The sequence below is a fragment of the Clostridium sp. UMB9555A genome (genome assembly GCF_030222355.1).
Classification (GTDB): Bacteria; Bacillota; Clostridia; order Clostridiales; family Clostridiaceae; genus Sarcina; species Sarcina perfringens.
In genome coordinates this window covers 84913-108793 of sequence record NZ_JASORQ010000004.1, presented here as the reverse complement: position 1 = coordinate 108793, position 23881 = coordinate 84913, and the positions used below count along the sequence as shown (strand labels likewise).

Below are 23881 nucleotides of genomic sequence, written 5' to 3'. Positions count from 1 at the left end.
ATTCTATTTAACCCCCAAAGAATTTAAAATGGTTTCTATATTATTCTTTCTCATAAGCCCTTGATGAACATAGAATTTATTACCTTCTTTATCTAAAAACACAGTAGTTGGAACAACATTAGCATCATATTTATATGCTAAATCTATATTTTTCTCCTCTTCTAATCTAGCATAGTAAATATTAAATTTTCCTTCTCTTTCTTTTGAAACATAACTTAACTCTTTTTGCATTTCAACACAATAAGGACAAGTATCTGTTTTAAACATTATTATTGTTGGTATGCCCTCTTTTGCTTCTTCTAAATTTTCAACCACATTAATTGACTGAAAATTTATTTGCTTTCTTCCCTCAATATAGTTTTTTCCAATATATATACCTATTAACGCAAAAAGAATTAAACCTAATATTATTAATTTTCTCTTATTTTTCACCTCCAACTCCTCCCTTACTAAAATTTAAATTTTTCCATAAATAAAAAAAGGTAACATAATTTAATCTTATGTTACCTAATGATTATGCATTTTTTATGCATTAATTACTTACAGCTATCTCTTTCTATTAAATCATGATCTAATACAAAATGATCTTGATCTAAAGGTTTATTATTTATTATTTTAATTAACATTCTCATAGCTATTGATCCCATATCATACATTGGTTGTGATACAGTAGTTAATTTTGGATAGAATACATGTGCTAAATCTATATCATTAAATCCTATAACACTAACTTCTTCAGGAACATTTATTCCTTTATCTCTTAAAGCATTTATAGCGCCCATAGCTATTTCATCTGAAGCACAAATTATTCCTTCTATTTTTTGACCATTTTCAAGCATTGCTAAAATAGCATCATATCCAGTCTTAACCTTTAAGTTTTTAAAGTAAGTTAATTCTTCTTTCATTTCTATTCCAGCATCTTTTAATGCAGCTTGGTATCCTTTGTATCTTTTACCCCAAGCATTATTTAGGTCACCTTCTACACCTATGAAAGCTATGTTTTTCATACCTTTATTAATTAAATGATTAGTAGCTTCATATGTAGCTTTTTCATTATCTATAGTTACACTTGGGAACTTACCATTTTGCTCATCATTTTCAACTAAAACTGTTTTTAAATCTAATTCATTTATTAAATTTAAAGTTTCTTCTCCTAGTGATGAACTCATGTAAAGAACACCATCAACCATTTTTTCCTTAAGAACTCTTAAGTATTCTTTTTCTTTTTCTAAATCTAAGTCTGAATTACATAACATTACATTATATTTATATATGTTAGCTACGTCCTCAGCCCCTCTAACTATTTCAGGATATATTTGGTTTGATATATCAGGTACTAATATACCTACAGTTCTTGTTCTATGTGTTTTTAAACTTCTTGCAACTATATTAGGTCTATATCCTAATTTTTTTATAGCTTCTAAAACTTTTTTCTTAGTTTCTTCGTTTACAACGTCTATGTCATTTAATACTCTTGAAACTGTTGCTATTGATACTCCAGCTTCTCTAGCAACATCTTTAATTGAAGCAGCCATCTAACTCAACTCCTATACTCTAACTTATTACCTATCTATTTATTAATACTTCAATATTATAATGATAACTTTACATTTATACAAGGAATTTGTGTATATTTCTGCAATTTGGTCAAATTCCTTTTACCTTTTTTAATCAAAAAACGTTTTCTTATTAATAATTGTAATAAAATTCAAATATTAATTCAATGTAAAAATTATTAGATTTTATAATTTTTATAAAATATTTGAATTATGTTGTATAATCAAATATATTATTACTTATTGATATATTAACCATACTTTTTAAAATTTATAATAAATAAAAGAGATTTTCTAGGAGGAAACTTTAATGTATAAAGATATAGATATAACAGAATCTATAAAATTAATAGATGAAAATAAAGATTTACTAATTTTAGATGTAAGAACTGAAGAAGAGTATAAGGAAGATGGATATATTAAGAATGCCAAATTAATTCCCTTAGGAAGATTATTATTCTCTTTAGATGAGCTTGATGGATATGAAGACTCACCAATACTCGTTTACTGTAGAAGAGGTTCTAGAAGCATGCAAGCCTGTGAAATTTTAGAGGATAATGGCTTTACAGAACTTTATAATATGATGGGCGGCTTTTCAAAATTAGTTAATGAAGGGCCTAAAGAACTTTGGACTAAATAAATTACATAAAAAAGAGAGCAATTACTTGCTCTCTTTTATTTTAATTAAGCTCTTTTTGAAACAGCCATTTTTAATATTTCACCATTTACTTTAGCTTCTGAGTAATCAGCATCTCCGTTATAAACAACTTCTTCAGTTAAAGTTTCTTTCTTTATAACATCTTCAAATTTCTTGATTACATCTAAAAGCATATCATTTTCAGCTACGTAAAGAGTTATCTTATCAGCAACCTCAAATCCACTTTCTTTTCTCATGTTTTGGATTTTTGATATGATTTCTCTTACATGACCTTCTTCTCTTAATTCATCAGTTATAGTAGTATCTAAAACAACACCAACTGATCCCTCTCCAGCAAATGCAAATCCTTCTAATCCTTGCATTGTTACAAGTAAGTTTTCAGCATTTAATTCTATTTCATTTCCATCTACAATGATAACTTCTACTCCACCATTTTGGATTTTTTGAGCTAATTCAATTTGGTTTCTTGAAGCTATTTCTTTTCTTATAGCTGGTATTAACTTACCATAAGCTCTTCCTAAAACAGGTAGGTTAGGCTTAATTTCGAAGTTAACATATTTAGAAAGGTCAGCTCCTAATTCTACTTCCTTGATGTTTAACTCATCTTTAATTATGTCTCCATAATAGTCTGGAAGCTCTGAAGTTGAAAGAAGCATTTTTGAAAGTGGCTGTCTATTCTTGATGTTAGCACCATTTCTAGCACTTCTTCCAAGTTTAACTATCTTATAAGCTAAATCCATTTTTTCTTCTAATTTTTTATCTATAGCCTTTTCATCAACTTCTGGCCATGCTCCTAAGTGAATACTTTCTAAAGCATTTTCATCTAAGTTAACTACTAAGTTTTGATAGATTTCTTCTGTTATAAATGGTACAAATGGAGCTGCAACTTTACATAAAGTTACTAAAACTCTGTATAAAGTAGTGTATGCACCTATCTTGTCATCAGTTAATTCTTCTGACCAGTATCTAGCTCTATTTCTTCTTACATACCAGTTTGATAACTCATCAGTAAACTCTTCTATTTCTAAAGCAGCTTGAGTTATTCTATAGTTATTTAAATGATCATCTACGTCCTTAACTAAAGTATTAAGTTTTGACATTATCCATTTATCCATTACGTTATCTGATACGAAATCCTTGTAGTCTAATGGATTGAAGTTGTCTAACTCTGCATATAAAACATAGAATGAGTAAACATTCCATAATGTGCTTAAGAATTTTCTTTGAGTTTCAGCAACATCTTCTATTGAGAATCTAGTTGGTAACCATGGAGCACTTGCAGTATAGAAATGCCATCTTGTAGCATCAGCACCTTGTGAATCAAGTACTTCAAATGGATCAACTACGTTACCCTTAGATTTTGACATCTTTAAGCCCTTCTTATCAAGAACGTGACCTAAAACTATACAGTTTTCAAATGGATTTCTATCAAATATAGCAGTTGATATTGCTAATAATGTATAGAACCATCCTCTTGTTTGGTCAACAGCTTCTGATATGAATTGAGCTGGGTAGTTAGCTTCAAATAATTCTTTGTTCTCAAATGGATAGTGATGTTGAGCAAATGGCATTGATCCTGAATCAAACCAACAGTCTATAACCTCAGCTGTTCTCTTCATCTCTTTATTACAATGAGGACAATTTAAATGAACTTTATCGATGTATGGTTTATGAAGTTCTATATCTTCTGGAACATTTATTCCTTTAGTTTTTAACTCTTCAATGCTTCCTATACATTCTCTGTGTCCGCATTCACATTCCCATATTGGAAGTGGAGTTCCCCAGTATCTATCTCTTGAGATACCCCAATCTATAACATTCTCTAAGAACTTACCAAATCTACCGTTCTTGATGTTATCTGGGTACCAATTTATTTTCTCATTGTTAGCTAAAAGTTTGTCTCTTAAAGTTGTCATTGCAACAAACCAGCTTTCTTTTGGATAGTAAAGAAGTGGTGTGTCACATCTCCAACAATGTGGATATGAGTGAGTATGCTTTTCAGCTTTAAATAATTTATTTTGTTCTTTTAAGTAATCAACTATTTGTTGGTCACATTTCTTAACGAATTTTCCAGCCCATGGAGTTACTTCTTCTACAAAGTTACCACTTAAATCAACTAAGTTTAAGAATGCTAATCCATTTTGCTTTCCTATTAAGTTATCGTCCTCACCATAAGCAGGAGCTATATGAACTATACCAGTACCATCTGATAAAGTTACATAGTCACCATGAACAACTACGAAAGCTTTTCCTTCAGTCGGAGTTACAAATGGTAATAATTGTTCATATTCCATTCCTAATAACTCTTCACCTTTGAACTCTCTAACTATTTCAAATCCTTCTCCTAAAACCTTAGGTGCTAATTCTTTAGCTAAGATGAAGATTTCATCACCTTCAGCTTGCTTAGCTTCTACATAGTCATAAGCTTTATTTATACATAAAGCAACGTTTGAAGGTAAAGTCCAAGGAGTTGTTGTCCAAGCTAAGAAGTACTTATTATCTTCTCCTTTAACTTTAAACTTAGCTACAGCAGTTAAGTCCTTAACATCCTTGTATCCTTGTGAAACCTCGTGTGATGATAAACTTGTTCCACATCTTGGGCAGTAAGGCATTGTTTTATAACCTTTGTATAAAAGTTTTTTATCCCACATTTGTTTTAAAGCCCACCATACTGATTCTATGTATGGATTGTGGTAAGTAACATATGGATTCTCCATATCTACCCAATAACCTATTTGCTCAGTCATTTTTTCCCACATGCTAACATATGTGAATACACTATCTTTACACTCAGTTACGAATTTCTCAACACCGTAATCCTCTATTTGAGGTTTACCTGAAATTCCTAACTTCTTCTCTATTTCAAGCTCAACTGGAAGTCCATGAGTATCCCATCCAGCTTTTCTTATAACTTTATATCCCTTCATAACTTTGTATCTTGGGATTATATCTTTCATAACTCTTGTTAATACGTGACCTACGTGTGGTTTACCATTAGCTGTTGGAGGTCCATCATAGAAAGTAAAGTATTCACCATCTTGATTCATGTCAAAGTTCTTTTTTATTATGTTTTTTTCTTTCCAAAGGTTTGCAACTTCTTTTTCTACGCCTACAAAACCCTTAGGTAATTCAACTTTTTTATACATATTGAAACTCCTTTCCTTCTCTTGTTTAATATTTTAATTATTTACTTATAATTGATTATTTAGCCAGACTTCTTTAAGTAAAATAAAAAAAACTCCATCCTAAAAGGACGAAGTTATATTCGCTATACCACCTAAAGTTCAAACCTATCTATATAATTCAATTATAAATATTAAAATTTTACGTTTTTATGATAGGTAATTAAAAGCACCTATAATGCTCGCATCCTGTAACGTGGATATACGGGATAACTTAATAAGAATATATTCCTTTCAGTCTCCAACTCCCAGGTGATTTTCCTTAAATATACCTATAGTTTCACACCAACCAACTATTCTCTGAATAAGGTTCTATATAAGTACTTGCCCTGTTCACAGTCTTTAAAGAAATTATATAATAGCACTTTTAAAAAGTCAACGCAACAAATCCATATATTTGAAAGCTTTCATTAATTATTTAATTTGCTTTTATAATAAAAAATCTATTTTTGTACAACCTAATATTATAAGTTAACACTTATATATTAAATAATAAAAATTAATGAATAATTTTTATTATTTAATGTTGACTTTTCTTATCAACTAACTTATAATTAAATCATCAAATACATTCCATTCCCTTTTGTTAATCGTGCTGTTTTACTTTGATGTAATTAGGAGGAAAATAGTATGAATGATAACAATAATTTAAATCAACAAGTAATTGATAAAATGACTAAAGTTTGTATCTGCAGAGCAATCTCAAGAGCAAAGATAAAGGAAGCTATCAAAAATGGTGCACACACAGTGGAAGCAGTAGCTGAAAAAACTGGTGCAACTAAAGGTTCTTGCAAAGGTTGCAGATGTAGAGACAAAATTGAAGAATTAATTGAAGACAACCAATAATTCTTTTAAGCAAAACTTATTTACTGTTTTAATTTTGTATCTCCCTAAAAGAGTACCCTCGGGTACTCTTTTTTACTTTTACATAATATTTATTTCTTATTAAAAATTACAAAACTAAAAAAGCCTGTATCAAATTTAAAATTATTTTGATACAGGCTCTTTTTATTTAAATTTCAAATTCATTTAATTGTAAATTTTTAGACCAACTGCTATAGTTTCTAGGATATCCTTGATTTGTAAGTGTTCCTACATAATAAAACTTCTTTAAATCAAAGCAGTTATTTTTAACAACTTTAAATCCTTTTAAAAGGTAATGCAATCTACTTTCATATACCTTTCTAATATCTTTAGACGTTGGCTCTCCCCAAGCAAATATTATGTGAGAACTATTTATTAGACTTTCAAATATTATTAAGTCATTTTTTAAGTATTCTCCATTCTCAATAAATCCATCATTTCCACATAGGAATAGCTCGCCTTTGGTATTATAAACTTCTTCTAGCACATCCTTGCTATATTCAATAACAGGAAATAGGAATACAAAACTTATTTCTTTTATTATTCCAAGTTCATCCTCATTATTCATTAAATATTTTATAGCCTTATTTAACTCTTTTTTTAAATCTTCAGCATTATGTGATTTTGGAGCTCTAGTAATAACTAATATATTACTTTCTCCTTCTTCATTAATAGTAAAAGTAACCTTAAAGCCTCTTCCACTTTCATGATCTAATAAAATATTTATATTATTTTGATTTTTACAATACTTTTGCATAAGCGCTCCCCTTTTTACCAACTCTCGTTCCTTAGACTCAATATATTAGTATTAAGTATATTCTAACTTTAGTTTAGTATATAATCGAATCTTTAGAAATTCTACAAATTTATATAAATTTAATTTATTCACCTAATTAATATCTTATCTAAGAAAATAAATTTTATTTATTCTTTTTGTTTTCCTCTATTTGTGCTGCTAACTCATTAAGATATTCCCATCTCTCATATTTAAAGGCTAATTCTTCTTCAACTTTTGACTTCTCTTCCATTAGCTCTTGAAGTCTACCATACTCTGATGCATGTTTCGCCATTAAAGAATCTAATTCTTCTATTTTTTCTTCAAGAGTCATTATTTCCTCATCTATAGTTTCAAATTCTCTTTGTTCTTTAAATGAGAATTTTAATACTTTACCCTTGTTTTTATTTTTATCCACAGATGGCTCTTTTTTATTTTTATCCACAGCCACTTCTTTTTCTTTATTGTTAACAGCCTCTTCTTCTTTGCTTAGAAGATAATCCCCATAGTTTCCAGTATAAATATCTATTTTTCCATTTCCCTTATAAGAAAATATCTTATTACAAATTCTATCTAGGAAATATCTATCATGGGATACAGTTATGACAACTCCACCAAAATCGTCTAAATAATCTTCTAATCTATTTAAAGTTTCAATATCTAAATCATTTGTAGGCTCATCTAGTAAAAGCACATTAGGGACTTCCATTAGAACTCTTAAAAGATGAAGTCTTCTTCTTTCTCCTCCAGATAACATACCTATCATTGTCCACTGAAGTGTTCCATCAAATAAAAACTTTTCACACATTTGTGATGCAGTTATTCTTTCACCTGTGGCAGTTTGTAAATACTCTCCAGCTTCTTTTATGTAATCTATAGCTCTCATCTCTGGATGCATATGTGTATCTTCCTGTGAGAAGCAAGCTATTTTTACAGTCTCACCTTTTATTATTTCTCCACTATCTGGTGCTACTTTTCCTTCAATCATTCCCATAAGTGTTGATTTACCAATTCCATTAGGTCCTACAATACCTATTCTATCACTTCTTAGTACTATATAGTTAAAATCATCAACAATCTTTTTATCACCAAAGCTTTTATTTAGGTGTTCTATCTCTATTATTTTCTTTCCTAATCTCGTTCCCATAACAGAGATTTCTATATTTTCATTTTCAATAAATCCTTCTTGATTTACTAATTCATCAAATCTTTGAAGTCTAGCTTTTTGCTTAGTAGTTCTAGCCTTTGCACCTCTTCTTACCCAAGCTAGTTCTTTTCTCATAAGATTTTGTCTTTTTTCCTCACTGGCTTTTTCTATGGCTATTCTCTCCATCTTCTTTTCTAAGAAAACAGAATAGTTTCCATCATAGCTAAATAATCTACCTCTATCTAATTCTAATATTCTGTTTGTTACTCTATCTAGGAAGTATCTATCATGAGTAATCATTAAAAGAGCACCTTTTCTACTATTTAAATATTCTTCTAACCAACTTATAGTTTCATTATCTAAATGGTTAGTAGGCTCATCTAGTATTAATAATTCACAAGGAGTTATTAAGGCAGCTGCAAGCATTATTCTCTTCTTTTGTCCTCCAGAAAGATTTCCTACTTTTTCTTCAAAATTAGTTATTCCAAGCTTAGTTAAAACATTCTTTGCTTCACTTTCCATATCCCAAAGATTTAAAGCATCTATTTTTCCTTGAAGCTTTATTAATCTTTCAGAATCATTCTCTTTAACTTCACCCTTATCTATTTTTTCAAGTAACTCTTCGTATTCTCTTAATATTCTCATTTCCTCTGAGTTACCCTTAAAAACTTGCTCTAAAACAGTAGCATTATCATCATAATCTGGTGTTTGAGCAAGATACTCTATTCTTACTCTATTTCCCTTTGTTACTGTTCCTTCATCTGGTTCTTCAACTCCAGCAACTATTTTTAAGAAAGAAGATTTTCCTGTTCCGTTAACTCCTATAAGCCCAATCTTCTCTCCTTCATTTATTCCTAAAGATATATTATTAGCTAAAATTTTTTCTGAATAGCTCTTACTTATATTTTCAAGAGTTATTAAATTCATCGATTATCCATCCTTTTCAAAACAAATCTTATTTTCATTATAATATAAACTCAAGTTTCTTCCAAAACTAAAATAAGGGTTGTATCAAAATCACTTTAAGTTAAGTCTTGATACAACCCTATCTATTTAAAATAAATCTAACAATTAAACTTACTATTATTCTTCATATGATATATTCAAAAATCAAAGCCTAAATAAAATAATATATACTTTAAAGCCTCATATAAAAATTATTCCAATAATCTCTATTTTGCATCATCACCTTTCTAAGCTCTTCGTCATTACCATATTCATCATACCACTTTTCTAAAATTTCATAGGCAACACCATGATATAATAAACTTCCTATAACAAAAGGTTTAGCTGGTACATCACTTAGAGACATTATGGTTACACCTGTGCCTATGGTTCCATATATAATAGCTCTCTCTGGAGTAACAAAAGATTTCGCCTTCTTTTTAAAGTCAGTATCTCTTATGTATTTCTTTAATCTTTTAGGTGTAGGAATAACTATAGCTTTTATCATTTTTTTCAATCCTTAAAATTACTCTTATTAGAAATATATATTAAATATTATCTTATTATTCTAAAGTACCAATTTATTTTTCTTAAATGCATTTTAAACCTATTGGAAAGCCTAGAATATGTTATAATCTTATAAGAATTATTTTGGAAGGAGCTATTTAAATGGCGAGTAAGTTTTATTTACACAAAGGTAAAAACAAAAAAGCTGAACAAGGCAGACCTTGGATATATATTGATGAAATAAACGAATATGATGGAGATTATGAAAACGGAGATATAGTTGAAGTTTACAATCATAAAGGTTATTTCTTAGGAAAAGGCTATATAAATGACAGAAGTAAGATAACTATAAGAATAATGACTAAAGATATAGATGAAGAAATAGATGAGGATTTCTTCAAGAGAAGATTTAAAACTGCATGGGAATATAGAAAGAAAGTTATAGATACATCTTCATGTAGATTCATCTTTGGAGAGGCTGATTTCCTTCCTGGTTTAACAGTTGATAAATTTGAAGATTATTATGTAATTCAAATATCAACTCTTGGAATGGATAAATATAGAGACCTAATAGTTAAAATTCTAGTTGATGAATACGGTGCTAAAGGTGTCTATGAAAGAAGTGATATAAAAACTAGAGAAATAGAAGGTTTAGAGCAAAGAAAAGGCTTCTTAACTGAACCATTTGATACAGATATACAAATAGTTGAAAATGGAGTTAAATACATAGTTGACTTAGAAAATGGTCAAAAAACTGGTTTCTTCTTAGATCAAAAAGAAAACAGAGCTGCAATGCATAGAATATGTAAAGGTATGGATGTTTTAGATTGCTTTACTCATACTGGCTCTTTTGCTTTAAATGCAGGTATAGCAGGAGCTAAATCAGTTTTAGGAATAGATGTATCTCAACATGCTGTAGACTGTGCTACTAGAAATGCTGAGCTTAATAACCTTCAAGATAGGGTTAAATTTGAAAAGCATAATGCCTTTGATGTATTAGGAGATTGGTCAAGAGAAGGAAAACAATTTGATGTTGTTATTTTAGATCCGCCAGCTTTCACAAAATCAAGAAATACTGTTAAGCAAGCAATAAGAGGATATAAAGAAATAAATCTTAGAGGAATAAAAATGGTTAAAGAAGGTGGTTACTTCGCTACATGCTCTTGTTCACATTATATGGATGAAGAACAATTAAAGAAAACTGTAGCTGAGGCTGCTCATGATGCTAGAAGAACTTTAAGACAAATAGAAGTTAGAACTCAAAGCGCAGACCACCCTATACTTTGGAACTCTGACGAATCATATTATTTAAAATTCTTCATATTCCAAGTATTCTAAAAAAATTTTAAATCTTAAGTATAAAAAAAAATATATTGGTTAATATACTAATGTAGCAAAAATATATAAAGTTAATATCTTAACTTATAAATAAGAGGTGCCTTACAAAATCGGCATACACTCTAAAATTTGTATTTAAGGGTTAATCATTAATTTAAATATTAAATATATTATTACTATGAGGTGCTTTACATAAATGGCATACACTCGTTAAATGGTCATAATCAATTTAAATATTTAAATATCTATTTTTAGCTACTCACTAGTTAGGACTGTTTATTCTATCCTAATTAATGTACATATAATATTAGATGTATTAAAAGAGAAAGGTATCTGAAAACTCAGATACCTTTCTTAATTTATTTATGAAACTGTTTTGGCAGAAACTATGCTAACACCTGTTCCTAAAACATCTTCTATAATTACATCTCCAACTTTAATTGGAAGTTTAACAGAAGCCTTGTTAATTTCCTTCATTACATCAAATATCATTCCCTTTGGAATAGGTTCCTCTGTTTTAACTGGGACAACTATGTTGTCACAACCATCTATTTTAACAGTTGAAGTTACTATTCTAGTTGGATTTTTAACCTCGTTTAATCCATAAATTTCTCCTCTTTTACATGTGTTTCCTGTAACCTTTTCTAACTCTGTGTCTACTGTTAAATGACATCCTCTAGGACATACTATGCATATTAATTCTTTTACCATTATTATTCACCATCCTCTAATGAAATTGTTATTGCTCCTTTAGCATTTTTTAGCTTATCTTTAAGAATTGTAATTCTCTCCATTTCTGCAGGAACAACATGAGGTTTCTTAAAGCTTTGAATAGCATTTCCTTCTTCATCTCTAACTACTATTTGTTTATTTTTAAATACATTTCTAACTCTCATAAATACATTTAAATTTCCATCTAAAGATTCAATTTCAAATTTTTGAGGAACTGTATAACTTATATTTTCTCCATTTTTTATTTCAGTGAAATGATTTAATCTCTTTTTACCTTTAATATATTTAGCAGCATTCTTTCCTGCATTTTTAGCTTCCTCAGTTACAAAGTCAACTAAGTCATGAACATGGACAACATTACCACAGGCAAATATACCCTCTCTATTTGTTTCCATACTTTCAGAAACTACAAGTCCATTAGTTCTAAGGTCTAATTCAACCCCTGCATTTTTTGAAAGCTCATTTTCTGGTATTAATCCAACTGATAATAATAATGTATCAGCATCAAATTCTATTTCAGTACCTTTTATAGGTTGTCTATTTTCATCAACCTTAGCTATAATAACCTTTTCTAATCTTCCATCACCCTTAACATCAATAACTGTATGAGATAAGTATAGTGGAATTCCATAATCCTCTAAACATTGAACAATATTTCTAGTTAATCCATTTGAATAAGGCATAAGTTCAACAACAGCCTCTACCTTAGCTCCCTCAAGAGTCATTCTTCTAGCCATTATAAGCCCAATATCCCCTGATCCTAAGATAACTACTTTTTTACCTACCATGTAGCCTTCCATATTGATAAATCTTTGAGCAGCCCCTGCAGTGAATATTCCTGATGGTCTATCTCCCGGAATACTTATAGCTCCTCTTGTTCTTTCACGGCATCCCATAGCAAGTACTATAGCTTCTGCTTCTATTGTTAAATATCCTTTTTCAGTATTTATAGCATGTATTATTTTTCCTTCTATTTCTAAAACCATTGTATCTAACATAGCTTCTATGTTAGTTCCTTCTACCATATCAATAAATCTTCCAGCATATTCAGGTCCTGTAAGTTCTTCTTTAAAGGTATGAAGACCAAATCCGTTATGAATACATTGATTTAAGATTCCACCTAGTTCTTTATCTCTTTCTATAATTAATATTTTTTCTACTCCATTTTCATGAGCTTCATAAGCTGCTGCTAATCCTGCTGGGCCTCCACCTACAACTACTAAATCATATTTCATAACTAAATCCTCCTACTTTGTTTTTCCACTTATTATATATGAACCATTTTTATCTAAAAGCACTTCTTCTATATTCATACCAGTTTCACGAGATATTATTTCTTGAACTCTAGGTCCACAGAAACCACCTTGACATCTTCCACAACCAGGACGACATCTTCTCTTAACTCCATCAATAGTTCTAGCTCCTAAAGTTCTATTTATACTATCAACAATTTCTCCTTCAGTTATATTTTCACATCTACAAATTATTCTTCCATATCTACTATCTTTTTTAATTAAATTTGCTTTTTCTTCTGGAGAAAGTTCTATAAAGTGTACTTGTTCTCTTTTTTCATTGAAATTATCTTTTTTCTCTAAAGCTAGTCCACTTTCACCAAGCATTTTAACTACATCCACTGCAATAGCTGGTGCTGAACTTAAACCTGGTGATTTTATTCCTGCTACATCAAAGAATCCTTTTACATCTTTAGCTTCTCCGATTATGAAATCAGGCTTATCAGCTATAGCACGAAGTCCTGCAAAGTTTCTAATATTTTCTCTAAAATTAACTTTGTTAGTTGTTTTTAAAGAAACTTCTCTAACCTTAGCTAATCCATCATACTCTGTAGAAACTGAATCTTTATCACAAGTATCAATAGCATCTGGACCAACTAATAAGTTTCCATGAACTGTTGGAGTAACTAAAACCCCTTTTCCAAGTTTAGTTGGACATTGGAATATTGTCTTTTCAAATAATCTTCCTTGGCTCTTATCTAAAACATAGTATTCACCTTTTCTAGGAGTTATCTTAAAGTCTTCCTCACAAACCATATTGTGAATCTTATCAGCATAAATACCTGCTGCGTTTACTACAAATCTAGCTTCTACTACATCCCCATTTTCAAGCTTTATTTTAAAGTTTTCATCTTTTTCAATACTAACAACTTTAGAGTTTAGTCTTAATTCTCCTCCATTATCTATAGCATTTTCTGAAAGAGCTATAGTAAATTCATATGCTCCAACAATTCCTCCTGTTGGGCAGAATAAAGCTCCCTTTACATCTTTATTTAAGTTTGGTTCCATTTCTAAAACTTCTTCTGCTGATAAAAGTTTTACTCCTTCTACTCCGTTTTGAATTCCTCTATTATATAAAACCTCTAATTCTTTTTGGTCATCTTCATCAAAACCTATAATTAATGATCCATTTCTCTTAAAAGGAACTGATAAGTCTTTACAAAGCTTATCAAACATCTTATTTCCTTCAACATTGTATTTTGCCATTAATGTTCCTGGTTCAGGATCATATCCTGAATGGACAATTGCTGAATTTGCCTTAGATGCTCCCATAGCAACGTCATTTTCTTTTTCTAATTCTACAACCTTTAAATTATACTTTGTTAATTCTCTAAATATTGCTCCACCTATTACTCCAGATCCTATAATTGCTACATCATAAATCATTAAATATCGCTCCCTTTTTTAAAAATAAAAAAGAACCAAACTCAAAAAAGACATAAGAATATCCTTTTTGTGTCTAGCTCTCTTCTCTCTTACACACAAAATTAAAATTATTTATTAACTTTTATTTAATTATATCATATTTCTGTAAATGTTTCCAGACCTTTTTTAATCTTCAAGTGCCCATCCCTTTGATCTTTCAACAGCCTTTTTCCATTTCTTATGATATTTATTTCTTCTCTCTTCAGAAATAGTTGGCTCAAATTCTTCACTTGCAAACCATAACTTAGCTATTTCTTCTTTATCACTCCAATAACCAACTGCTAGTCCTGCAAGGTAAGCAGCTCCTAAAGCTGTTGTTTCTGTAATTATAGGCTTAATTACCTTTTTACCAACTAGATCTGATTGGAATTGCATTAAGAAATTATTTCTACTAGCTCCTCCATCTACCTTTATACAATTTATATCATATCCAACATCGTTTATCATAGCTTCAAGCACATCTCTTGTTTGATATGCAATTGATTCAAGTGCTGCTCTTATTATATGATTTCTATTAGTTCCACGTGTTAACCCTACTATTGTTCCACGAGCATACATATCCCAATAAGGAGCTCCTAATCCAACGAAGGCAGGAACAACATATACTCCTCCATTATCTTCTACCTTTGTAGCAAAGTATTCAGTATCACTAGAATCACTTATAATTCTTAATTCATCTCTAAGCCATTGAATAACAGCTCCTCCAACAAACACTGATCCTTCTAAAGCATATTGAACTTTTCCGTGTAATCCAATAGCTATTGTTGTTAAAAGTCCTGATTTACTTTTAACAAGTTCTTCTCCTGTGTTCATTAATAAGAAACATCCTGTTCCATAAGTATTTTTTACGTCACCTTTATTAAAGGCAGCTTGTCCAAATAAAGCAGCTTGTTGGTCCCCAGCTATTCCAGCTATAGGAACTCTTATTCCACCTTTTGCTCCAAGGTTTGCATATCCGTAAATTTCAGATGAATTTTTTACTTCTGGTAACATACTTCTAGGAATGTCTAGTTCCTTTAACATTCTTTCATCCCATTCAAGGTTCTTTATGTTAAATATCATAGTTCTAGATGCATTAGTATAATCAGTTACATGAACTTTTCCATTTGTAAGCTTCCAAACAAGCCAACTGTCTACTGTACCAAATAAAAGCTCACCCTTTTCAGCTTTTTCTCTTGCACCTTCAACATTATCTAATATCCATTTTATTTTTGTTCCTGAGAAATATGCATCAAGTACAAGTCCTGTATTTTCTCTAATATAGTCTACAAGTCCATCTCTTTCTTTTAACTCATCACATATATCAGCAGTTCTTCTACATTGCCAAACAATTGCATTGTATATTGGAACCCCTGTATTTTTGTCCCAAACTATTGTAGTTTCTCTTTGGTTAGTTATTCCAATAGCTGCTATATTTTCTTGAGTTATGTTACACTTAGCCATAACTTCTTGAAGTACACTATATTGAGTTGCCCATATTTCCATTGGATCATGCTCAACCCATCCTTCTCTAGGATAAATTTGATTAAATTCCTTTTGACTTACCCCAATAATATTTTGTTCTCTATCAAAAATTATTGCTCTAGAGCTTGTTGTTCCTTGATCTAATGCTACTATATATTTTTTCATAAAAACTCACCTCTTAATTTTATATCTTCCATATATCCTCTTTTGTTGTTGATATACATGTTGCTCCTGATCTTAAAGCTTCCATGACATCCTCTTTATCTGAAATTAAACCACCTACTATTAATGGCTTATGTATTGTTTTTGATAATTCTTTAATAACTTTAAATAATAATCCTGGTAACATTTCTACTGCATCACATTCATCCACTAAGTGATTTTTTGTGCTTTGAAAAGAAAGACTATCTAAAATGAAAACTCTCTGAATAGCTACTAACCCTAATTTTTTTGCACTTTTTACTGTTTGAGCCTTAGTGCTTATTATTCCATCAAACTTAGTTTTCTCTTTCAAATATTCTAAAACAATTTCTCTATTTGTAAGTCCATCAACTAAATCTATGTGCAATATTCCAATCTTATTTTTTTCTGATATTTTATGTGAAATTTCTATAATATCTAAAATATTACCAAATAAAACAAAAATCACATCAACATCAGCTTCTAATGCCTTATTTAATTGGTCCATATCCTTTACAGCTGCCACAATAGGGTTGTCCTCAAGTATTCTTTTAAAATTAATCATTTTATATAGCCTCCTTAAAATTGTCCAAAATTAATATCTCCTTAAAATATACTTGTATATACCATTGCTCCTGCTATAGCTCCAAGTATTGGTCCTACAATTGGAATCCAAGCGTAAGCCCAATCTGAGCCTCCTTTATTTTTCATAGGAAGCAAGAAATGTGCAAGTCTAGGTGAGAAATCTCTAGCTGGATTAATTGCATATCCAGTTGGTCCTCCTAAAGATACTCCTATAACTAAAATTAATAATCCAACGGCTATTGGCATAATTCCATCTGCCATTTTCGCATCACCAAGTCCTAGAATTCCAAACATTAAAACAAAAGTACCTATAAATTCAGTAAAAAAATTCCATTTATAATTTCTAATAGCTGGTATAGTACAAAATGTACCAAGCTTTGCATCATGATCTTCAGTAGACTCAAAATGAGTATAATAAGTTAAATAAACTAGTACAGCACCTATGAAAGCTCCTATAAATTGCGCTATACAAAACATTATAACCTGACTCCATGTTAATCCTCCAGTTATACCTAATGCAATAGTTACTGCTGGATTAAATACAGCTCCACTTACCCTAGAAAATATATAAACAGGAATAGCAACAGCTATTGCCCATCCTACAGTGACTACAATAAGATCAGCGCCATTACCCTTAGTTTTTTTAAGAGCTATATTTGCAACTACTCCATCCCCTAATAATATCAAAAGTGCAGTTCCAAAAAGCTCAGCCAAGAATTGATTTACCATGACTATCCACCACCTAGTAATTAATATATTTAATTTTAAAAAAGCTTAAAATAAAAAAGAGCTAAACAAAAAAAACTAAATTTTTTTCTCGTGTTTAACTCCAAATACTCTTACACAAGTTGAATATATACGTATATATTTTTGTTGTTTTTTTACAATATTTATTTTAACACCTCTTGAAACTGTTTTCAATAAATTAAAAATTTAACAATCTTTCCATAAAATAAAAAAAGAGGGATATTGCCCTTAATCCCCTCTTTTTCTAATTATTTATCAAATAATAATTGTTTAATTTGAGCTTCTAAATTTTGTATTCCTGTTGGATCTGCACCTTTACCATCTAAACTATTTTGATATTTATCTATTAACTGTTCTATATCTGCTATAGCTTGATTTATATTCTTATCACTTTTTGGAGTCATTGCTTTAATTTCTTTTAAATCTTTTAAAGCATCTGCTTTCTCATCATTCCATTCATTCATTTGTTTATTTTGAAGTACTTCTAGATATTCTTCTCTAATATCAAGATAAACCTCAGATACTTCATTAACTAAGCTATCATCATCTACAACTTTACTTTTATTCTCTGTAGTTGCAGCAGGCTTATTATCAGAAGTGGTTTTATTTGATGAATCATTAGAGCTTCCGCATCCAACTAATTGTAATCCCATTATGGCAGAAATAATAACTACTAATAACTTTTTCTTCATTAAAAACATCTCCTTTTAATATCTCACTCTATAAACATCATATATTCCTCAATACATATTAACAAATTACTTCTTTTAACTATTTACCAAGAAATCAAATATAAAATATTAATATTGAAAATTTAATAAATGTTTTAATGTATTTTTTCAAGATATTTCTTTTTGTTTTAAAAACATTATATTAAAAGTAGTTTTTATCTCAGTCATTTTATTTTTAAAATTTATTCACTTTTTATAAAAATAATTCACATGACTTTATTATATTGTCACTTTAACCTCTGATTCCACAGTTTTTATTTCACCATTCTTAAATTCAAAAACTAAATCTATTAAATTCTTTGTAGAACAATACTTTAAATCCTCTTCTAACCCTAAATTTTTAAGAATATTATAGTGTTTAGCATCTTTTATAAATTCTTCTATTCCTTTACTGCTTTCATAAACATATTTAGCTGTTTTGGCTATATCAGTAAGTTCAGCCTCTTTATTTTTACATAATTCACTTATTATATAACCTGCACACATAAAATCATCACTTGAAAACTCACCGTTTGTTCCAGAATTAACAAAGACTATTTCTTTTTCTTCATTTTCTAAATATTTAGCTACCGCTTGTCCATTTAACACAGAGGCAACTATAACTTTATCTGCTTTGCTGCATAAATTTAAAGCTCTAGTTCCATTTGTAGTAGACATTATTACATTTTTTCCTTCTACTATTTCTCTTTTGTATTCTAATGGAGAATTAGAGAAATCAAACCCATCTATTTTTAAAGCCTTTCTCTCTCCTCCAAGTAAAACTTCTTCACCTAAAGATTTTAATTCATTTGCTTTTTCAAAAGCCTCTTCAACACTAACTACTGGTATAACCTTTTTAGCTCCATTATAAAGTGCTGTAGTAATTACAGATGTAGCTCTTAACATATCTATAACCACAGCTATTTTTCCTTTAAGTGCTTCACTATCTATGTAATCTGCAGAAATTATAACATCAATTTTCATAAAAATTCCCCACCTTATTTTTAAAATTATTCTTCAAAATTCTTTCCTTGATAAATATCATTATCTTCAAGAGCCTTATCAATAGCATTTAAAACTTCCCATTTTTTTAAACTCCACATAGGTCCTATAAGAAGTTGTCTAGGAGCATCTCCTGTTAGTCTATGTATAACCATATTTTGAGGTATTCTACTTATGGCCGTGCAAATTAAATCAACGTATTCTTCTTGAGTTAAGAATTTTAATCTACCTTCTTCATAGTCCTTAACCATTCTTGTTCCTTCCATTAGATGAAGTAAGTGTAATTTTATTCCTTGTGCTCCACATCTAGAAACATAATCAACAGTTTCTAACATTTGCTCTTTACTTTCTCCAGGAAGTCCAAATATGCAGTGAACTACAGTATCTATTCCTCTTCTTTTTAATCCTTCCATAGCCTTATCAAATACTTCTAAGTCATATCCTCTATTAAAACTTCTAGCAGTATCATCATGAATTGTTTGAAGTCCTAACTCAACCCAAGTATATACCTTTTTATTCATTTCCTCTAATAAATCTAAAACTTCTTCATTTATACAATCTGGTCTTGTACCTATAGCAAGGGCAACCACACCTTCTTTATTAATTGCTTCCTCATATTTTCTTCTTAGTTCTTCAACAGGAGCATATGTATTAGTGTAAGCTTGAAAATATGCTATGTATTTTCCCTCTTTCCACTTCTTATTCATCATCTCTTTAACATTATCAAACTGAGTACCAATACTTAAAGTTCTTTGTCCAGCATAATCTCCTGACCCCTTTGAACTACAAAAAGTACATCCTCCCTTAGCAACCTTACCGTCTCTATTAGGACATGTAAAACCACCATCTAAACTTATTTTAAATACTTTTTCTCCAAACTTTTCTCTTAAGAATCTATTTAAAGTATTATATCTCTTGTCTCCCCATGTTTTTCTTTTTTCCATTTATATCACCTTTTCATTAAAATCAAAATTTCTTTAAAATAAAAAAGTTAATCATAAATTTAAGGGTTATGATTAACTTATTTTATATTATACTATAGTTTTTCAAGTTTAAAATCTTTTAGAGATATTTTATATCTTCCAATTAAGCCACTTTCAGTATTATTTGATTTTATTATTGGAGTAACATTCATAATTATATTGTTATCCTGTATTCTTTCATAAATAAGATTATATTCCTCTTCTGCAAATATATCATCTAATTCTAATGAAACTATACTTCCACTACTTTGATAAACCTTAAACCTAGTGCCATTACCTTTAACATAATTTACAACAACATATCCATCATCATCTGAAAAATTTAAGCTAGAAATTTTACATCCATTTAATACATCTAATGATGTTATCTTTTTCCCTAAAGTTTTATCATCATTCTTTTCATCTTCTTTTCCCCCTTCATCTTCCCCTTCTTTAGCTGCGGTCTCCTGCGCATCCTCAACATCAACCACTCCTATATAAGAATCTTCACCCTTATATGTTGAAATTGCTACTTTATCTCCTGAAAATGAAATTTCTACAGCTGAAAAAGCTTCTTTAGGTACATCAACCTTGGCTACATCTATAACATTAACCTTTGGATAAATTTTATCTGGTATGCTTTTTAAATCTATTAATGTGTTAATCTCAACATCATCATCTTTTCTAATCTTTAATTTATCCTTATCTAAAAAAACACTATAAAGCTCAGTTGATTTAAGTTCTGATACCTTATATTCTCCCTCTTCTGTTTTTCTAACTTCTAAATAATATTGCTCTAAATCAGCCTTAGGCTCTCCTTCTTTAGTTCTAGTTACATAGAATTTAAACATAGTTTTATTTCCTAATTGCGCTGACCCAACTTGCTTAATCCCTGTTATTTCAAGCTCTTTACTAGGACTAATTATTATATTTTTGTCAACCTCTTTATCAGATAACCTTTTTATCTTTTCTAAATCATTACTTTTAAGAGCCTCCATATATTCTTCTGCTATTGATATTGCTATCTTATTATTAAAATATATACTTTCAACACTTTCCTTTAGCTCCTTATTATCATTGACCGTATTACTTATTCTATTACAGCCCATGAAAAGAAATAAAGATCCAATAATTAAGGATGCCATAATCTTTTTAATCATTTATAATCATTCCTCCCTTAGAATAAGTCCTATTTTAGGTTTTCCAAATAGCTTAAAAGTATTAATAAAATAATAAATATCCTAAACTTAATTTTTACTTTTTATTTTAAGAATAAACTTCCTTTACAACTTATATATTTAGTTAGGGAGGTGATTTAATGAAAAGTATTATAAAAGTTTTTCAAGTAGCTTTTGTTTTTATAGGAACTATAGTAGGAGCTGGACTTGCCTCTGGAAAGGAAATAACAAATTTCTTTACAGTGTATGGATATAAAAGCTTTTTTACTATTATAATGACTGGCTTATTTTATATTTTTCTCTGCAACATAATTTCAAGAATAAGTATTAAACATAGTTTAAATTCCTATAGCGAAGTCATAAATACAGTTAGTCCTAATATTTTAGGAAAACTCACTGGAATCATAACAACCTTTTACTTAATATCTAGTGCGTCCATAATACTAGCTGGTAGCGGAGCCTTATTGAATCAATACTTTGGAATTCCTAAGATTATAGGTTCAATATTTATGGCTATTATTGCTTCACTGATTCTTATGAGAGAAACTGATGGGTTAGTAGAGATAAATTCTATTATTGTTCCATCCTTAATAATAGTAACAACTACACTTATGATTCTTTATGTTGCATTTGCTAATGACCCAATTACTATAGATTCTCTTGTTTCTTCTACTCCAAAACTTTCTAAGGGAGTTTTTACTTCTGGAATACTTTATTGTGGTTATAACATTCTTTGCTGCTGCGGGGTTATTGTTCCTTTAAGTAACGAAGTTAAAAGTAAGAAAATCATGACCTGGGGAATTATATTAGGTTCCGTTCTTCTAACTATAATATGTATTTTTATAAATTCAATGCTTATGGTTAATCAACCACAAATATTCCAATATGAAATTCCTCTAATTTATATTGCTGATAGGTTTGGAAAGCCTATTCAAATAATGCTTTTAATAATAATATTAGCTGAAATGTTTTCTACAGAGGTTTCTGATGTATATTCCATAAGTAAAACACTTACAAAAAGTTTCAAAGTAAAGTATAAACATGCTATATTTGCAGTTTTAATCGTAGCACTTCCGATTTCATTAATAGGATTTTCAAACTTAATCTCCACATTATACCCAATGTTTGGAGTTTTAAGCTTGGTATTTATAGTTCAATGTATTTACTTCTACTTCTTTAAATTAAAAAAACAAAGATAAATATAAAAAGTAAAAGCTGAGTAATTTTATATAAATTGCTCAGCTTTAATATTTAATAAATTATTTTTGGTACATTTTCATGTCTATCCATTATTGTTGGTGGATAAAATATCTTCTTCTCAACACTTGATCTAAGCTCTGCTATTTTTGTTACTGCAACATATACATCTGATATTTTATACCACGTTGCATAGTTTACTTCTCCTGTTTGAGGAAGGTTAAACACCTTTTGGAATGTCTTTACTGACTCTCTAGTTCTAGGACCATATTTTCCATCAACAGCAATCTTAGGTATTAAAGGATATGCCCTTGAAATAGCATTTAATTGTTCTTGTATAACTCTTACAGGTTCTCCTGAAGCTCCAGAAGTTAGAGTATAACCTGGATATGATCTTGGACTTCCCTTAACCTTTTTAGCAGACTTTAATTCTAAATCATCTCCATAAAAAGATGTTAAAATATCATAAGGAACCTTTCCTTCGTCTCCTAAGTATTTACTTCCCCATTGAGTCATCCAACCTGGACATTGTACATTTATTCCATCACAATATTGCGCTAAAAGAGGCTGCTTAGAATTGAATCTTTTCATATATGTTGAGAATATTTCATCTACAATTCTACTTATGTTATCATAAAAGTTTCTTCCATAACTAAAAGCATGGTCAAAAGCTGTTGAATTAGTTATATCAAAATTCTTACCTTTTCCTCTATACCATTCAGTATATATTCTATTTAAAGTAAATGATATTATGGCATAAACATTAGCTCTTATAGTATTTTCAGACCATGTTGAAAAAATTTCACAGCAGGCAACATTTTTTATATAGTCCTTGTAATTAACTTTATAATTAGCTACTGAATTATCATTTGGTCTACCATTGTGAACAACTATATACTCTGGAACTACAGGCTCTGGTAAAACCACTGTTCCCTTTGGTGGTGGAAGTTCCTTTTCCTCCGCTTCAGGTATCTTTGGTGGAAAATTTCCAACTAATCTATTAGGTTGTATATCAATAATTTTTTCTTGTCTATAATATCCTCTAGTCTCAGGTAAGTTTACATTTTGAAGAGCAACTCTTGAAGGATAGATTTGTACTCCATTTACTTCTACAGGTAAAAAACCTTCTCTTTCAACAATAATCTCTGCAAAACTATAAGGCACTGTACCTGGTTGACTAGAATTTTCTATTGGTGGTGCATCTAACTCTATAGTGTCAGTACTTCCAGTATCATCTGTAAATAATTCTATAGTATCTCCTACAGCTACACCATCTTCCCCTGTTGGTGTTATTTTAACCTTACATTTATCAATAGGTATATATCTCCTTTGTTCGCTAAAACATTGAACTTTTAATCCACCTACTGCCATATACTTTCTCCTAATAATAAATTAATACCCTATAGTTTATGAGATTAATATCTATTTTGTTAAT

General features: G+C 29.7%; 21 protein-coding genes and 1 other annotated feature. Of the genes, 4 read left to right on the top strand and 17 right to left on the bottom strand.

Going from position 1 to position 23881, the window contains the following annotated elements; translation table 11 throughout:
- Positions 1-3: 3 nt before the first annotated feature.
- Together QP548_RS12450 and QP548_RS12445 are read right to left on the bottom strand one after the other, a co-directional pair.
- Positions 4-432 (bottom strand): thioredoxin family protein, encoded by a 429-nt coding sequence (locus QP548_RS12450; RefSeq protein ID WP_003450575.1) that lies wholly within the window; start codon positions 430-432, stop codon positions 4-6.
- 104 nt (positions 433-536) lie between these two features.
- Positions 537-1535: a LacI family DNA-binding transcriptional regulator gene (locus QP548_RS12445; RefSeq protein ID WP_061429306.1), complete on the bottom strand. Its 999-nt coding sequence runs from the start codon at positions 1533-1535 to the stop codon at positions 537-539.
- 331 nt (positions 1536-1866) lie between these two features.
- Between QP548_RS12445 and QP548_RS12440 the strand changes: the two genes are divergently transcribed.
- A complete protein-coding gene (locus QP548_RS12440) occupies positions 1867-2196 on the top strand; it encodes a rhodanese-like domain-containing protein (RefSeq protein WP_061429307.1) in 330 nt (109 codons plus the stop codon).
- A gap of 44 nt (positions 2197-2240) precedes the next feature.
- Here QP548_RS12440 and ileS read toward each other — a convergent pair whose 3' ends face one another.
- Entirely contained in the window at positions 2241-5360 is a 3120-nt protein-coding gene (gene ileS, locus QP548_RS12435; protein WP_061429308.1) for an isoleucine--tRNA ligase, read from the bottom strand.
- A gap of 100 nt (positions 5361-5460) precedes the next feature.
- Positions 5461-5742: a binding site (T-box leader), on the bottom strand.
- Positions 5743-6026: 284 nt separating this feature from the next.
- On the opposite strand from ileS, the gene QP548_RS12430 reads away from it, so the two are divergent.
- Positions 6027-6242: a (2Fe-2S)-binding protein gene (locus QP548_RS12430; RefSeq protein ID WP_003456903.1), complete on the top strand. Its 216-nt coding sequence runs from the start codon at positions 6027-6029 to the stop codon at positions 6240-6242.
- Between the two features lie 166 nt (positions 6243-6408).
- Here the strand turns inward: QP548_RS12430 and QP548_RS12425 are convergent, their stop codons facing one another.
- The 3 genes from QP548_RS12425 to QP548_RS12415 form a co-directional block, all read right to left on the bottom strand.
- A complete protein-coding gene (locus QP548_RS12425; protein ID WP_003467949.1) occupies positions 6409-7017 on the bottom strand; it encodes a DUF1643 domain-containing protein in 609 nt (202 codons plus the stop codon).
- Positions 7018-7180: 163 nt separating this feature from the next.
- Entirely contained in the window at positions 7181-9109 is a 1929-nt protein-coding gene (locus tag QP548_RS12420; RefSeq protein WP_061429309.1) for an ABC-F family ATP-binding cassette domain-containing protein, read from the bottom strand.
- Positions 9110-9320: 211 nt separating this feature from the next.
- Positions 9321-9635: a hypothetical protein gene (locus QP548_RS12415; RefSeq protein ID WP_061429310.1), complete on the bottom strand. Its 315-nt coding sequence runs from the start codon at positions 9633-9635 to the stop codon at positions 9321-9323.
- A 161-nt stretch (positions 9636-9796) separates the two neighbouring features.
- On the opposite strand from QP548_RS12415, the gene QP548_RS12410 reads away from it, so the two are divergent.
- A complete protein-coding gene (locus QP548_RS12410) occupies positions 9797-10972 on the top strand; it encodes a class I SAM-dependent rRNA methyltransferase (RefSeq protein ID WP_003450732.1) in 1176 nt (391 codons plus the stop codon).
- Positions 10973-11335: 363 nt separating this feature from the next.
- On the opposite strand, the gene QP548_RS12405 is transcribed toward QP548_RS12410, so the two are convergent.
- The 10 genes from QP548_RS12405 to QP548_RS12360 all read right to left on the bottom strand — a co-directional run bounded on the left by QP548_RS12405 (position 11336) and on the right by QP548_RS12360 (position 21231).
- Positions 11336-11683 carry a DUF1667 domain-containing protein gene (locus tag QP548_RS12405; RefSeq protein ID WP_003450634.1) on the bottom strand — a complete coding sequence of 116 codons (348 nt, stop codon included), beginning with the start codon at positions 11681-11683 and terminating at the stop codon, positions 11336-11338.
- Between the two features lie 2 nt (positions 11684-11685).
- Entirely contained in the window at positions 11686-12939 is a 1254-nt protein-coding gene (locus tag QP548_RS12400) for an FAD-dependent oxidoreductase (RefSeq protein WP_061429311.1), read from the bottom strand.
- A gap of 12 nt (positions 12940-12951) precedes the next feature.
- Positions 12952-14382, bottom strand: coding sequence for an NAD(P)/FAD-dependent oxidoreductase (locus QP548_RS12395; protein ID WP_081109970.1), 1431 nt, complete (start codon positions 14380-14382; stop codon positions 12952-12954).
- Between the two features lie 165 nt (positions 14383-14547).
- Positions 14548-16050 (bottom strand): glycerol kinase GlpK, encoded by a 1503-nt coding sequence (glpK, locus tag QP548_RS12390; RefSeq protein WP_061429312.1) that lies wholly within the window; start codon positions 16048-16050, stop codon positions 14548-14550.
- Positions 16051-16069: 19 nt separating this feature from the next.
- The gene (locus QP548_RS12385; protein WP_003456768.1) at positions 16070-16630 is read right to left on the bottom strand and encodes a glycerol-3-phosphate responsive antiterminator; all 561 of its coding nucleotides are present in this window, start codon (positions 16628-16630) and stop codon (positions 16070-16072) included.
- A gap of 41 nt (positions 16631-16671) precedes the next feature.
- Positions 16672-17379, bottom strand: coding sequence for an MIP/aquaporin family protein (locus tag QP548_RS12380; protein ID WP_061429313.1), 708 nt, complete (start codon positions 17377-17379; stop codon positions 16672-16674).
- 266 nt (positions 17380-17645) lie between these two features.
- Entirely contained in the window at positions 17646-18089 is a 444-nt protein-coding gene (locus QP548_RS12375) for a hypothetical protein (protein WP_061429314.1), read from the bottom strand.
- A 258-nt stretch (positions 18090-18347) separates the two neighbouring features.
- Positions 18348-19091 carry a 2-phosphosulfolactate phosphatase family protein gene (locus QP548_RS12370; RefSeq protein ID WP_061429315.1) on the bottom strand — a complete coding sequence of 248 codons (744 nt, stop codon included), beginning with the start codon at positions 19089-19091 and terminating at the stop codon, positions 18348-18350.
- Between the two features lie 26 nt (positions 19092-19117).
- Positions 19118-20053 carry a TIGR01212 family radical SAM protein gene (locus QP548_RS12365; RefSeq protein WP_061429316.1) on the bottom strand — a complete coding sequence of 312 codons (936 nt, stop codon included), beginning with the start codon at positions 20051-20053 and terminating at the stop codon, positions 19118-19120.
- Between the two features lie 92 nt (positions 20054-20145).
- Complete coding sequence (locus QP548_RS12360; protein WP_061429317.1) at positions 20146-21231, bottom strand: hypothetical protein; 1086 nt, start codon at positions 21229-21231, stop codon at positions 20146-20148.
- Positions 21232-21389: 158 nt separating this feature from the next.
- Between QP548_RS12360 and QP548_RS12355 the strand changes: the two genes are divergently transcribed.
- Positions 21390-22448, top strand: a complete 1059-nt coding sequence (locus QP548_RS12355) for a hypothetical protein (RefSeq protein WP_061429318.1) — start codon at positions 21390-21392, stop codon at positions 22446-22448.
- 52 nt (positions 22449-22500) lie between these two features.
- Here the strand turns inward: QP548_RS12355 and QP548_RS12350 are convergent, their stop codons facing one another.
- Positions 22501-23817 (bottom strand): peptidoglycan-binding domain-containing protein, encoded by a 1317-nt coding sequence (locus QP548_RS12350; protein ID WP_061429319.1) that lies wholly within the window; start codon positions 23815-23817, stop codon positions 22501-22503.
- Between the last annotated feature and the right edge of the window lie 64 nt (positions 23818-23881).